This window comes from Bacteroidota bacterium, assembly GCA_005882315.1.
In the GTDB taxonomy this organism is placed as follows: Bacteria; Bacteroidota; Bacteroidia; order Chitinophagales; family Chitinophagaceae; genus VBAR01.
The window spans coordinates 485,988-499,411 of record VBAR01000003.1 but is presented as its reverse complement, the minus strand read 5'-3'; the positions used below and the strand labels follow the sequence as shown (position 1 = coordinate 499,411).

General features: G+C 38.0%; 12 protein-coding genes. 8 read left to right on the top strand and 4 right to left on the bottom strand.

Going from position 1 to position 13,424, the window contains the following annotated elements:
- Positions 1–23 precede the first annotated feature (23 nt).
- Positions 24–1,268, top strand: coding sequence for a hypothetical protein (locus E6H07_15585; protein TMI62825.1), 1,245 nt, complete (start codon positions 24–26; stop codon positions 1,266–1,268).
- 102 nt (positions 1,269–1,370) lie between these two features.
- On the opposite strand, the gene E6H07_15580 is transcribed toward E6H07_15585, so the two are convergent.
- A complete protein-coding gene (locus E6H07_15580; GenBank protein ID TMI62824.1) occupies positions 1,371–1,934 on the bottom strand; it encodes a hypothetical protein in 564 nt (187 codons plus the stop codon).
- Positions 1,935–2,266: 332 nt separating this feature from the next.
- Here E6H07_15580 and E6H07_15575 point away from each other — a divergent pair, with 332 nt between their 5' ends.
- Entirely contained in the window at positions 2,267–2,512 is a 246-nt protein-coding gene (locus tag E6H07_15575) for a hypothetical protein (protein ID TMI62823.1), read from the top strand.
- Between the two features lie 150 nt (positions 2,513–2,662).
- Positions 2,663–3,199: a hypothetical protein gene (locus tag E6H07_15570; protein TMI62822.1), complete on the top strand. Its 537-nt coding sequence runs from the start codon at positions 2,663–2,665 to the stop codon at positions 3,197–3,199.
- Between the two features lie 10 nt (positions 3,200–3,209).
- Here the strand turns inward: E6H07_15570 and E6H07_15565 are convergent, their stop codons facing one another.
- Positions 3,210–4,463 carry an NAD(P)/FAD-dependent oxidoreductase gene (locus E6H07_15565; protein TMI62821.1) on the bottom strand — a complete coding sequence of 418 codons (1,254 nt, stop codon included), beginning with the start codon at positions 4,461–4,463 and terminating at the stop codon, positions 3,210–3,212.
- Between the two features lie 85 nt (positions 4,464–4,548).
- Positions 4,549–5,310 (bottom strand): DUF2520 domain-containing protein, encoded by a 762-nt coding sequence (locus E6H07_15560; GenBank protein ID TMI62820.1) that lies wholly within the window; start codon positions 5,308–5,310, stop codon positions 4,549–4,551.
- Positions 5,311–5,387: 77 nt separating this feature from the next.
- On the opposite strand from E6H07_15560, the gene E6H07_15555 reads away from it, so the two are divergent.
- Complete coding sequence (locus E6H07_15555) at positions 5,388–6,230, top strand: alpha/beta fold hydrolase (GenBank protein ID TMI62819.1); 843 nt, start codon at positions 5,388–5,390, stop codon at positions 6,228–6,230.
- Between the two features lies 1 nt (position 6,231).
- Here the strand turns inward: E6H07_15555 and E6H07_15550 are convergent, their stop codons facing one another.
- A complete protein-coding gene (locus E6H07_15550; protein TMI62818.1) occupies positions 6,232–6,954 on the bottom strand; it encodes a superoxide dismutase in 723 nt (240 codons plus the stop codon).
- Positions 6,955–7,102: 148 nt separating this feature from the next.
- On the opposite strand from E6H07_15550, the gene E6H07_15545 reads away from it, so the two are divergent.
- The 4 genes from E6H07_15545 to E6H07_15530 all read left to right on the top strand — a co-directional run bounded on the left by E6H07_15545 (position 7,103) and on the right by E6H07_15530 (position 13,421).
- Positions 7,103–7,714 carry an SGNH/GDSL hydrolase family protein gene (locus E6H07_15545; GenBank protein ID TMI63087.1) on the top strand — a complete coding sequence of 204 codons (612 nt, stop codon included), beginning with the start codon at positions 7,103–7,105 and terminating at the stop codon, positions 7,712–7,714.
- A gap of 18 nt (positions 7,715–7,732) precedes the next feature.
- The gene (locus tag E6H07_15540; protein TMI62817.1) at positions 7,733–9,370 is read left to right on the top strand and encodes a M28 family peptidase; all 1,638 of its coding nucleotides are present in this window, start codon (positions 7,733–7,735) and stop codon (positions 9,368–9,370) included.
- Between the two features lie 301 nt (positions 9,371–9,671).
- Complete coding sequence (gene topA, locus E6H07_15535) at positions 9,672–12,245, top strand: type I DNA topoisomerase (GenBank protein ID TMI62816.1); 2,574 nt, start codon at positions 9,672–9,674, stop codon at positions 12,243–12,245.
- A 291-nt stretch (positions 12,246–12,536) separates the two neighbouring features.
- A complete protein-coding gene (locus tag E6H07_15530) occupies positions 12,537–13,421 on the top strand; it encodes a catechol 1,2-dioxygenase (protein ID TMI62815.1) in 885 nt (294 codons plus the stop codon).
- The last annotated feature ends 3 nt before the right edge of the window (positions 13,422–13,424 follow it).

Here is a 13,424-nt window from a genome sequence, read left to right as displayed (position 1 = left end):
AATTAAACATAAAAAATACAACAATGCGTAAACTCTTATTAGTAGTTGTTTGTGGATTAGTGGGTACAGGTTTATTTGCACAAAGCATAGAAGATGTACAAAAAACATGGCTGCTGGGACAGGTAAAAAAAGCAAAAGAAGAAGTTGACAAGGGTATGAATAATGCAAAATTTAGTGCAAAGGCAGAAGCATGGCTTTTGAAAGCATCTATATATTCAGCACTGGCAGGTGATAAAGATATGGCTGCACAATCAGATGCGCTGATGCAGGAAGCCGTGAATGCATTTAATACCTATAAGCAGAAAGACCCGGAATTTAAAATACTAAAAGGAGAGAACTCATTATACTCAGGCACACCGGGCAATATCTACACTGCTTATTTTAATAATGGTATTGCAGGGTACAATAAAAAAGACTGGGCTGCTGCGGCTAAGCAGTTTAAACTGGCTGTTGAAATGTCTGATTTTTTAATTGCACAGAAAATGATTGCCATACCTGTTGACACCAATGCTTTGTTACTGGCTGGTGCAAGTTCACAAAATGCGGAAAACGGGGATGATGCCGTAAAATACTATTCAAGATTGGCTGATATAAAAGTAGCTGGAGAAGAGAACGAGTTTATTTATCCTTACATGGTAGAACATTATATGAAGAAAGGAGATGTTGCAAATAGGGATAAATACCTCGCTATCGGACGCCAGCTTTATCCAAAGAACCCTTACTGGTGTAATATTCCATTAATAGAAGCCGGTGAGGATACGCTGAAAATTATGGATGCTTATGAGAAGATGATCACCAGTGACTGTGCAGATAATATAACTTACTATGAGTATGCACGGGAGATCTATAACTATATACATTTCGGCAAATCAAAACCCCAGGATCCTGCAAAATATGAAAAGAGGATGATCGAAGTATTGAAGAAATCAATCGAATTGAAATCAACACCCGAAGCAAACCTGCTCATGTGTCGTATTCATTATTTCCCTATCAATGATCTGATTGAAGAATATAATAATACAAAAGGCACCAAACCAGAGGATGTAAAGAAAAGAGCGGATATAAATGCAAAGCTGAATGCGAAGTATGATGAAATGATCCCTTATGCAAATGCAGCATATGAAATATATGATGCTAAAGCAACCCTGAAGGGTGGTGAGAAGGCCAATTTCAAGATCGTTACCAATATGATACTTGAATACTGGACCAATAAAAAAGATAAAGAGAAAGCAAAGAAATACGAAGATCGAATGAAAGCGATAGAGTAAGAAATTTAAAAGCCGGGTTGAAAGACCCGGTTTTTTTTGTACATATTATAGCGAGCTTACAAAGATGAGATGAGCGAAAGTTCGTAGATAACTTCGATTGGCTTAGCCGCCGTGTTGTGTTGCCGATGATAACTGAGAATAAATCTGGGGATGAGACAATTTTAAACGAAGCGAAACTTCGTTTTCCAGAGACAAAAGAGGGGGAGTAATTTTATTGAAATATTCGATTATGGCGGTAGCTATTTCAACTCTTGTGTATTTTATTGGAGAATAATATTGAACAATATCTCCTTCAACAACATCCCAAATCTCAAAATCATTTAACTTTTCATCAATCCAGTATATAGCACAATGTGCAATTTGATTTCTAATCACCAAAAAACCTTCAAGGGTAGTAAACAGGTTTTGATATTCTGCCAACAAATCCGAATGGTGCAATTTTAATACCTCTTTGACACGATTAATCTTACTGCTAAATGTTAGGTTTTTAATTTTTAAAGAAGGTGATTTTGGGTTTTCATAGTGTTCGCCGTTACTAAAATAAATTATTCTCATCAACACGACTTCAATGTTAACCGATACTGTTAACACTGTACCCCTTAAAGTAATTTCAGTTTCGTGTTGCTTTTGAATGCCTATAGGAGTTTTTATTGTATTTTTTTTCATGAACAGTCGTTTTATCCAAGATAAAATCTTTTTAAACACAATCTTGATTTTGATCCTATAAGATATGCAAACCTTTTGCAATAGGGCAGACCCGAAGTGCTCACGCCATACCACGCATTATTCTCTAAGAATGCTATTTAACATAAGATGTATTATAAGAAAACCGCATAAGTCATTTTTTTAGTTCACCCGTAAGATAGCGAAATGATAAAATTTGATTTATGTAAAATCATTTCGCTATCTTACGGGTGAAAAGGAATGCGGTTTGTCTTATAATCGACATTATGTGAAATAGCGAGCCTACGCTGCCCCACGCACAAAGAACATTCACTATGATTAAAAAATTGCCTATATTAGAAATACCCGAACTTGATTTAACCTCACTTGAAAATATGCAATCAATACCTGAGCAGATAAAATTATTGAACGATAAAATAATTCAGCTATATGCAATCAGTTTAGCGTTGCGTGATTGCTTGCATGATGAGGATGTTGATTTATACAACGCCTCATATCAGAAACACTTTTCTGCGCTTCAGCTAACTGTTGCTCCATCCAAAGACGATGAAATTCACTAACCCTACGCTTCTTCCCATAGCGCAATCGTTTATTAAAAAACTTAACGATTGCTTTCGCTAAGTAACATAACGCACTATTATAAGAAAAATCAAAAGCTCGTTTTCGCAAGCCTGCGTAAATTAACATAACATCCTATATTAGACTTTTCAATGAAACTCCGTGATACTATATTAAAGGAACATAACAAGGTGCATTGTACAAAAATTGTCAATTGGGTCGGCAGCGATCAAAAACGGTTTGATGAATTGTTTGACTTATTTTTAAATGATGAATACAGGGTCGTACAACGAGCTGGATGGCCATTAGGTTATTGTGTAATTGCACACCCGGAGTTTATTAAAAATAAATTTGGCAAACTGCTGAAGAATTTAAAGAAAACCGGCCTTCACGATGCGGTAAAAAGAAATACGGTTCGGTTGCTGCAGGACCTTGCCTGCCGGCAGGCAGGTATTTCAATCCCGGAGAAATACCAGGGCGAAGTAATGAATCTCTGCTTTGATTATATTATTTCGCCAACCGAAAAACCGGCTGTAAAAGCATTTTCACTTACTGTGCTGGAAAATCTTTCAAAAATCTATCCTGAGATCAAACAGGAACTGAAAACAGTTATTGAAGATCGCTGGGATTATGAAACTATGGCTTTTAAATCCCGTGCCCGAAAGATCTTAAAGAAAATAAACGGCTGAGTTATCCTGATTATTTTTTCCTGTTTTTAAATATCAGCCGCAGGCTCTGGTCATAGGTAAAATAACTGTACAACCAGTTACAGAAAACAAAGAACCTGTTTTTAACTCCCAGTATCAGCATCAGGTGCAATGCCATCCAGATAAGCCATGCGATAAATCCACCAAAATGTAGTTTAGGTTTAGGAACGTCCACAACAGCAAGATTGCGACCAACAGTTGCCATTGAGCCTTTATCATTATAATTGAATTCTCTCAGCGTTTTTCCTTTCTGCTGTTGTTTAAAATTATAAGCCAGCAGATCGGCTTGTTGTATTGCAACCGGGGCCACCTGGGGTAAACCGGTTTTAAATTTTTCTGTTTCTAAATATGCAAGATCACCAATAGCATAAATATTTTCAAGTCCTTCGATCTTGCAATACTTATCTGTTTTAATTCTATTGCCTCTTGCAATAAGATCGCTATCAATACCCGCAGGAATGTTTCCTTTGATACCGGCGGCCCAGATAACGATCGATGACGGAATAACAGAGCCATCTTTTAATAAAACAGTTGCACCATCATAATCATTTACCAAAACATCAGTCATTACCTGCACTCCCAGTTTTTGTAAATATTTTTTTGATTGCATCGATGATTTTTCACTCATGGCCGCCAATGTCTTTGAAGTACCTTCCAGCAGGTAAATATTCATTTTAGAAAAATCAAGTTCAGGATAATCCTTAGGCAAAACATATTTTTTCATTTCAGCTAATGTACCGGATAGCTCCACCCCTGTTGGTCCGCCGCCGACAATTACGATATTCATCAGCCGGTTTAATTCTTCTTCATTGCCCGCCATAGTTGCATTCTCAAAATTCTGAAGCAAACGATAACGCAACTGCAAAGCCTCTACCGTTGACTTCATTGGTAATGCATTTGCAGCCATCTTTTCATTGCCAAAGAAATTGGTGCTGGCGCCGGTTGCTAAAACCAATACATCATAACTTATATCTTCTGTATCGGTTATTATTTTATTTTCTGAAGAATTTATTGATCTGATCTCCGCCAACCTGAAACGAATATTGCGGCTGTTATGAAAAACTTTACGTAACGGAAATGATATATTGCTTGCATCGAGGCCTGCTGTAGCTACCTGGTAAAATAAAGGTTGAAACTGGTGATGATTGAAACGATCGATCAGTAAGACTTCAAAGCCGGGTTTATTATTGAGTTTACGGGCAAGTCTCAATCCACCGAATCCACCACCCGCTATTACGATTTTCATTGTGTTTGTGTTTACACTACAAATTTACACAATTTTCAATAAATATTGAAAATACTATAAAAAATATTTTTACTTCTAATGGTGCTTATGCCGGATTACTTATGCTATCGGTCATAAATTTATAGACCTTCTGCAGGTGAGGATGTTTTTCCAGCAATAAAAGGTGTTTATTGATGGTCTCAGTATCATTACGGCTTGCCGGTCCTGTTTGAGATTGTGAAGGTGAATTTTCTTTTAAACGGTTCACTGTTTCTTCGATCAATGGCAGGAGTTCCTTAAAATTAAGTCCTTCTTTTTTGCAATAATCTTCTGCCAATGCATAAAGATGATTGGTGAAATTATTAACCAGTACAGCTGCTACATGGAGTTTTTCCCTCTCTCCTTCTTTGACAATTGTTACTTCTCCGGGTGAAATGGATTCTGCTAATTGATTCAAGACTGATCTTGCTTTGTCATCGCTGGCTTCTACGAAAATTGGGATCTCTGGTATTATAGTCATTTCCTTTCGCAGACTTTGTATCGGGTAAAAGACGCCATAGTGAGAAGAAATATTTTTCAACACATCTTTTGAAACAGATGCTGCTGTATGTGCAACTACTTTACCGGGCAATTTGATTTCTGCTGTTACTTTTTCAATAGCATCGTCATTTACCGCAACGATATAAACATCAGCATTAGGATTAACAACGCTTGTATAATTGGTGCTTTCCGTATCCCACTCATAGGCAAGCTGTGACGCAGCTTTTGCATTCCGGCTGAGAACCTGTATTATTTCGTGCCCGGCAGCTTTGAATTTTCTTCCTAATACAGAAGCTACATTACCTGAACCAATAATTACTATTTTCATAAGTGATTTGTAAACTATGGACAAAGTTCACCTTTATTTATCATTAAGTTTGCAAATAATTTCAACCCTCAAAAACTATGGGCCTGGGACAAAAGATTGCGATCGGGTATTACCGTACCAAATTCAAATTGTTGTCGGCTGTTTCAAAACGAAAAGCAGCAGAACTTGCATTTGAACTATTTTCTACTCCCCAGCTACGCTACAAAAAATACTTTCCAAAAATTTTTGATAAAGCTGAAAAACTGGAAATGAAAATTGAGGGTGATACTGTTAAAGGTTATCGGTGGAATAAAGGTGGAGACCGGAAAGTTTTGATAGCACATGGTTTTAATTCTACCGTAGCAAAATTTGACCGCTACATTGTCCCGCTCGTAAAAAAAGGATACGAAGTACTTGCCTTTGATGCACCGGCCCATGGGCGCAGCACAGGCAAACAAATAAATGCAGTATTGTATAAAGAGATGGTGCTGGAGATCATCAGGCAATACGGGCCGGTAGAATCTTTTATGGCACATTCTTTCGGAGGGTTGGCGATCATGCTTGCATTGGAAGAAATTGGACATGATGAAAATTACAGAGTTGTCTTGGTAGCACCTGCAACTGAATCTAAAACTGCTATTGATTTCTTTGTTTCATTTATGAAGCTGGATGATAAAGTAAGAGCAGAATTCGAAAATTATATTTTTGAAATGCGTCAGAAACCGGTTGATTGGTATAGTGTAAGCCGCGCAGTGGAACATGTACATGCAAGTATTTTATGGGTGCATGATGAAGATGATGACCTGACTCCATGGAAAGATGCTAAAAAAGTGCAGGAGAAAAACTATCCACATGTCCGCTTCGTAATTACAAAGGGCCTTGGACATAGGCGTATTTACCGGGATAATAAAGTGAGTAAAGAAATTATAGATTTTTTATAACCTATCTTAGTTTCTGTGCAGTATTTAATCGATCAGCTACATTATCCCAGTTGATGATCTGCAACATTGCATCTACAAAATCAGTTCGCTTGTTTTTGTATTTAAGATAATAGGCATGTTCCCAAACATCCACAACCAATAAAGGAATAACGCCCCATTGTGTAAGCTTCTCATGATTTTCGCATTGAAGGATGGTTAGCTTATCAGAGTAAGGTTGGTAACCAAGAATACCCCAACCATTACCATCTACGTTTTTTGATGTAGCAGATATATATCCTTTCAGCTTATCGTAACTGCCGAAATCTTTTTCAATCCTTTTCATTAATTCACCGGATGGGTCTGCTTTCTTATTAGTCAGGTTGGTCCAGAAAATAGTATGCAGTACATGCGATGAAAAATGATAGGACAATTTCTTTGTCCAGTAATCCACCGTTTCAAGATTATTATCATCCATTGCCTTACGGATTTTTTGTAGATCAGTATTCGCACCTTTCACGGCTCCTCCATGATGAAAGGTGTGATGCAGGTAAACTGTTTCCTCATCCATGTATGGCTCAAGGAAATTTTTATTATAAGGTAAAGGAAGATGCTGGAAATTCCCATTCGCATCAGTGAGTTTATCCAGGCCATTTTCATCGTAGTGCTGTGCCAGGACTGAGTTAGTAGGCAAAATGCTTGTCGCAGCCAACACACCAGATGCAGAAAGAAATTGTTTTCTGTTCATAAAAGCTTTATTTGAAATACCTGTTAAAAGTAGTTCTTAAAACCGAAACTAAGCCTGATTCGTATATTAGGAAATGAGGAAAAATTTTATCACAGTTTGTTTATTACAGCTTATTTTTATTTTCACAGTTCAAAGACTGTTTGCACAAATGAAAAATGATAGTTTAACAATTTTGTCACTCGGCGACTCTTATACTATTGGCGAATTGGTTTTATTGCAAGAGAATTTTCCTTATCAAACAATTCAGTTATTAAGAAATGCAGGTATTGAATTCAAGGCGCCGGAGATCATTGCAAAAACCGGGTGGACAACAGATGAATTGCAAACAGCGATCAACGATCATAATTTTTTACCCAAATATGATTTTGTAACACTATTGATCGGTGTGAATAATCAATATCGCAGCCGGTCAGTTGAAAATTATAAACCTGAATTTGAAAATTTATTGAAGCAAGCTATACAATTTGCAGGAAATGATACCACTCATGTTTTTGTTTTATCAATACCCGATTGGGGAGCTACGCCATTTGCGGAAGGAAGAGATAGAAAACAAATAGCAAAAGAAATTGATGAATATAATGCAGCCAATAAAGCCATTGCTGAAAAATATAAAGTAAGCTATATCGATATTACTTCCGGTACAAGAGAAGTTGCCAATGACCCAACACTGGTTGCCGGAGATGGGTTGCATCCATCAGCAAAAGATTATAAGCGATGGGCGGTAAACCTTGCGGATAAAATTAAATCCTCAGTTCAATAATTATTTTATCTTGCCCGCATGAAAAAATTAGTAGTACTGATCTGCAGTTTTACTGCATTAAACTCATTTGCACAGGAAGTAAAAGTTTCAAAAGATATTAAAAAGGCAATGGACAGGATCGATACCAATACGATCCGTTCGCATATTGCTTATCTCGCCGATGATAAACTGAAAGGCCGGTTGCCCGGGACAGAAGGATATCAAACTGCCGTTGACTATGTGGTTGATCAATTCAAAAAAATTGGAATTATGCCCGGTGGTGATAATGGTGGCTATACTCAAAAACTCATTATCCGCAAATCAATAGTGAATAACAGCTCTGCCGTAGCTGTATTAAAAGATAAAAACGGGAATATTGATTCATTGACTTTCCAGAAAGATTTTACACCGGCACCGCATCCATTAAGCGAAAGTTCTTCGGCAACCGGGCAATTGGTGTTTGCTGGCTACGGTGTTGAAATACCCGGCGGTTATTCTGATTATGCAGGCATTGATGTAAAAGGAAAAATTGTTGTGTTAGTAAGTGGTGCACCGGATGGTTTGATCTCTACATTAACTGCTCATTTTTCAAATGCTGGTAATAAAATGACAACGGCCTTTTCAAAAGGTGCTGAGGGAGTGATCATGGTAAATCTTGCAGGGAGACCTTCTAATAATCCTAATCCAACTTTTCAATCGAATGTGGCATTGAACCCTGATAAGACAATTGTCTATGGCCGCGGGTTTGTTGGTAATTTGAAAATTGTTTTGAATACCACAAAGGGAATGCTCTCCCGTCTTTTTTTTAATTCAGGAAAAAATCTTGACCAGGTTTTAGCTGATATTAAAAAAGGAAAACCATCTTCATTCGATCTACCGTATAGCATTTCTGCTTCTTATAAAACTACACATATTGATTTTGAAAGTTATAATGTAGTAGGAATGATTCCCGGCTCTGACAAAGTTTTAAAGAATGAGTATGTAGTTCATTCTGCTCATCTCGATCATGTGGGAATCGGCAGAGTAGTTGGTGGTGATTCAATTTATAATGGCGCACATGATAATGCTTCTGGTGTAGCTTCATTGCTGGAAATTTCAAGAGTTTATAAATCCTCTGGTGCAAAACCAAAACGTTCTGTTTTGATCGTAATGGTAACAGGTGAAGAAATGGGTTTGATCGGTTCTTCTTATTTCGCAGCAAATCCTACGGTTCCGAAATCATCAATCGTTGCAGATGTAAATACAGATATGCCAACCGTTATCGCTCCACTCCTTGCGGTAGTTCCTTTAGGCGCTGAACATTCAACTATAATGAATCATGTAAAATTTGCTGCAGGTTACCTAGGACTGGATGTGGAGAAAGACCCGGAGCCAAATGAAAACCGGTTTGTACGCAGCGATCAATATAGTTTTGTTATGAATGGAATTCCGGCACTGCATATTAAATATGGTAACAAAACAAATATCCCGGGCTTTGATATGGTTGCGTTTGTAAAAGAATGGCGGGCTAAATACTATCACCAGTCTGCCGATGGATTGGAAGGCGGAATATTTAATTTTACTGCTGCTAAAACTTACGTACAATTAAATTTTCTGATCAGTTATTCAATTGCAATGACAGCCGAACGACCGAAATGGAACGATGGCGACCTGTTTGGAGCCACTACTTCAAAATAATTTTAAAAGCCGTCCCGACAGCGTCGGGACGGCTTTTTTCTTTCATTTTCAGGCTATTGAAAAATTTGGATTAACACTCAAATCATCGTTGGCTGGATAACAGATTTCAAAATTTCGGCTTTCTTGCATTATCATTGCACATCGGCGAGGTGTTTTTGGCTATATAATATTATATGGCAAGTGGCAAGAAGCTAGAGGAAAGTGAGGTAAAGTTGAATAGAATTCAGAACGTACAAGAGTGCGACGCAACAGGCGTCTAATGGATGCACCAAAGCCGGTTACATAACCTATTAAATCAATTATGGCGAAAAACCTATTAATAGTTGAGAGCCCTGCGAAAGCTAAAACCATTGAAAAGATCCTCGGAAGTGATTTTCAGGTAAAAAGCTGTTTTGGCCATATCCGGGATCTGCAAAAAGCCGGAATGGGCATTGATCTTGAAAAAGGATATAAACCTACCTACATAGTTCCGGATGAAAAAATGAAGGTTGTCAACGAGTTAAAGAGTTTGGCGAAAAAAAGCAATGAAGTGTGGTTGGCAACGGATGAGGACCGTGAAGGAGAAGCAATAAGCTGGCATTTATGCGAGGTACTCGGTCTTGACCCCAAAAAAACAAAGCGGATCGTCTTTCATGAAATCACCAAGCCTGCAATTTTAGCTGCGGTTGGAAATCCCCGGACAGTTGATATGAACCTGGTAATGGCGCAACAAGCTCGTCGTGTACTCGACAGAATTGTTGGCTTTGAATTAAGTCCTGTTTTATGGAGAAAGATAAGTATGCGGAATAACCTGAGTGCAGGCCGTGTGCAAAGTGTTGCTGTTCGATTGATCGCTGAACGGGAAAGAGAGATCAATGCATTTAGTGCTACCAGTACTTTTAAGATCGAAGGAGTGTTTACTGCCAAGGATATGTCTGACAGGCCGGTTAATTTTTCTGCTGAAGCAAAAAAACAAAATACGGCTGAGGATGCAGAGCAGTTTTTGAAATCATGCGCCGGCGCTGATTATAAAGTGGTGGATGTAACAGTAAGGCCCGGAAAAAAATCACCTGCTCCCCCATTTACTACTTCAACATTACAACAGGAAGCATCAAGAAAATTAGGATATAGCGTAAGTCGTACCATGTTGCTTGCACAAAAACTGTATGAAAGCGGTAAGATAACTTATATGCGAACAGATAGTGTGAGCCTGAGTAATACTGCACTCGGTGATCTGACCAATACGATCAAAAGCATGTACGGTGAAGAATATCACCAGTTCCGCAAGTTCAAAAACAAAAATGAAAGTGCACAAGAGGCGCATGAAGCTATTCGTCCTACTTATATGGAGAATACAACCATAGAGGATTTTGATTGTAAAAAACTCTATGACCTGATCTGGAAAAGAACAATGGCCTGCCAGATGGCTGATGCAGAAACAGAAAAGACAACTGCGAAAATTGAGATCTCAACCAATAAAGAAGAACTGACTGCAGCAGGTGAAGTATTGAAGTTTGATGGATTCTTAAAAGTATATCGTGAAGATCGTGATGAAGATGACCTGGCAGAAGATGAACAGGAAGGAATGTTGCCACCACTCAATGTAGGACAGCAATTGCCTTTTATTGAAATGAAAGCAACTGAACGTTTCAGTCGTCCTGCACCAAGATATACCGAAGCATCGCTGGTAAAAAAATTAGAAGAGCTGGGTATTGGCCGTCCATCTACATATGCGCCTACTATTTCTACTATTCAGAAAAGAGAGTATGTAGAGAAGCGGGAGAAAGAAGGTGTGAAAAGAGATTACCGTGTATTTCTGTTGAAGAATGATAAAGTGAATATGGTGACGGAAAGTGAAAACACCGGCGCCGAAAAATCGAAGCTGTTTCCTACTGACCTGGGATTGGTAGTTACTGATTTTTTGAAACAGTATTTTGATGATATCATGGATTATGGTTTTACAGCAAGAATTGAAGAAGAGTTTGATGAAGTAGCCGAAGGAAAAATAAAATGGAACAAGATGATCGATGAGTTTTATCTGCCTTTTAAAAAAGATGTAGATAAGACCATTGAAACAGCAGAACGGGCACATGGTGAAAGAGAATTGGGAATGGATCCCGAATCAGGAAAGAGAGTGGTAGCAAGAATGGGCCGCTATGGACCGATGATCCAGATCGGTGAAGCAGATGAAACAGAGAAACCAAAGTTTGCTAAAATACCCAATGGGATGAGTATTGAAACGATCACGTTTGAAGAAGCGATGAAGTTGTTTTCAATACAGGGCGTACTGGGACAATATGAAGAGAAGGATGTATCAGTAGGTGTCGGTCCTTATGGTCCTTATGCAAAATGGGGTGATGAGTATGTTTCTATTCCGAAGGGAACTAATTTACAGGAAGTGGATTTTGAAAGAGCAGTTGGTTTTATCAAACTAAAGCAGATCGCTGATGCACCGATTGCACAATATAATGATAAGCCGGTAACAAAAGGCAAAGGAAGATTTGGCCCTTACATTAAATACGAAGGCATGTTCATTAATGTGCCCCGCCGGTATAATCACGATAACCTGAGTGATGCTGATATAAAAGAACTGGTAGATGCAAAACTAAAGAAAGAAGAAAACCGCTACATACATAACTGGCCCGATGAAAAGATCTCTGTAGAAAATGCAAGATGGGGGCCAATCATCAAGCTGAAGAAGAAACAGATAAAGCTGCCACGTAAAGTGGATCAAAGTAAATACACGGCCGATGAACTAAAGGCAATGAGTATTGATGATGTAAAGAGTCTTATACTATCTATCGACCCGAATGCTTTTGGCAAGAAGAAGGCATCTAAGGCAGCTGCGAAGAAAGCTACAACTCCTGTAAAGAAAAAAGCTGCAAAGAAAAAATAAACTATAAATGATCATTCATAAAAAAGTGAAGGCCCTGTAAAGGGCCTTCGGTTTTTCCCGTTCCAATATTACTATTTAAGTAAGTTTCAACATTTGTTTCTTACTCACTAACCTCAAAGTAGGTATTCGATTTCCACTTACGTTTCACTTATAAAAAGTGACAAAAATTATTCCAGAGGGCTTTCATACCTGGTTGTAGCTTTTTTTTTACAATAAACAGACAGAGCTGATTTCTTTTCTTTACCTTAATGTTTACTTATTTCCTCATCACAACCACCTAAAACACTAAAAATGAAACGCAGAAAATTTATTGAAGACTCAACTTTGATCGCATTAAGCGTTGGAGTATTTGGAAAAATAAAATGGAATGGCCAATCCTATGTAGGCGTCGATCCAACCACAACAGATATTCTCGGACCATTCTACAGACCCGGTGCTCCTTTTAAAACTGATCTTGTACAAGCTGGAACTAAAGGAGAGATAATGCATTTTAGTGGTACCGTTTTCGGAAAAGATGGCAAGGTGCTAAAAGGTGCATTAGTAGAAATATGGCATTGTGATGAGAATGGCGTTTATGATAACACTTCGGATGATTATGTTTATCGTTCTTCTTTTAAAACCGGTGCTGATGGAAAATATAATTTCAAAAGTATCTATCCTGTGCCTTATGCAGCAGGACCAACGCTTATCAGACCTGCTCATATTCACCTGAGGATTTCTGCTGCTGGTGTACAAGACCTGGTAACACAAGTTTATTTCAAAGGTGATAAACATATTGCTGGAGATATAAGTGCAAAAGATCCATCAGCATTGAATCGGATTTTGGACATGACAAAGAATACAAAGAATGAGAAAGTAGTAAAGTTTGATGTTTATCTGAAAGAAGAATACATACTTGAAGCAACAGCTTTCAAAAAAATTGAAGGGTTGTATGAAATGAGTGATAAATCGATGATCGAATTTTATAAAGACGGTGACCAGCTTTTTGCAAAAATAAATGGACAGATAATGGAGGCAATGGATTATAAAGGCGATAATAGTTTTGCAGGAGCTATTGATTACGTTAAAGCGAAATTTGAATTACTCAGTGGTGGAGGTGCCAAAGTAAAAGTTATAATTAAGGATGATAAGCCTATTGAAATAACAGGAACAAAGTTGCTAAAATACCCGGGTTAAGAA

Bases quoted from the DNA above. Each gene is read 5' to 3' on its own strand.
- E6H07_15580 (TMI62824.1), bottom strand. From the start codon at position 1,934: ATGAAAAAAAATACAATAAAAACTCCTATAGGCATTCAAAAGCAACAC.
- E6H07_15555 (TMI62819.1), top strand. From the start codon at position 5,388: ATGGGCCTGGGACAAAAGATTGCGATCGGGTATTACCGTACCAAATTC.
- E6H07_15575 (TMI62823.1), top strand. From the start codon at position 2,267: ATGATTAAAAAATTGCCTATATTAGAAATACCCGAACTTGATTTAACC.
- E6H07_15550 (TMI62818.1), bottom strand. From the start codon at position 6,954: ATGAACAGAAAACAATTTCTTTCTGCATCTGGTGTGTTGGCTGCGACA.
- topA (TMI62816.1), top strand. From the start codon at position 9,672: ATGGCGAAAAACCTATTAATAGTTGAGAGCCCTGCGAAAGCTAAAACC.
- E6H07_15530 (TMI62815.1), top strand. From the start codon at position 12,537: ATGAAACGCAGAAAATTTATTGAAGACTCAACTTTGATCGCATTAAGC.
- E6H07_15545 (TMI63087.1), top strand. From the start codon at position 7,103: ATGAAAAATGATAGTTTAACAATTTTGTCACTCGGCGACTCTTATACT.
- E6H07_15565 (TMI62821.1), bottom strand. From the start codon at position 4,463: ATGAAAATCGTAATAGCGGGTGGTGGATTCGGTGGATTGAGACTTGCC.
- E6H07_15540 (TMI62817.1), top strand. From the start codon at position 7,733: ATGAAAAAATTAGTAGTACTGATCTGCAGTTTTACTGCATTAAACTCA.
- E6H07_15560 (TMI62820.1), bottom strand. From the start codon at position 5,310: ATGAAAATAGTAATTATTGGTTCAGGTAATGTAGCTTCTGTATTAGGA.
- E6H07_15570 (TMI62822.1), top strand. From the start codon at position 2,663: ATGAAACTCCGTGATACTATATTAAAGGAACATAACAAGGTGCATTGT.
- E6H07_15585 (TMI62825.1), top strand. From the start codon at position 24: ATGCGTAAACTCTTATTAGTAGTTGTTTGTGGATTAGTGGGTACAGGT.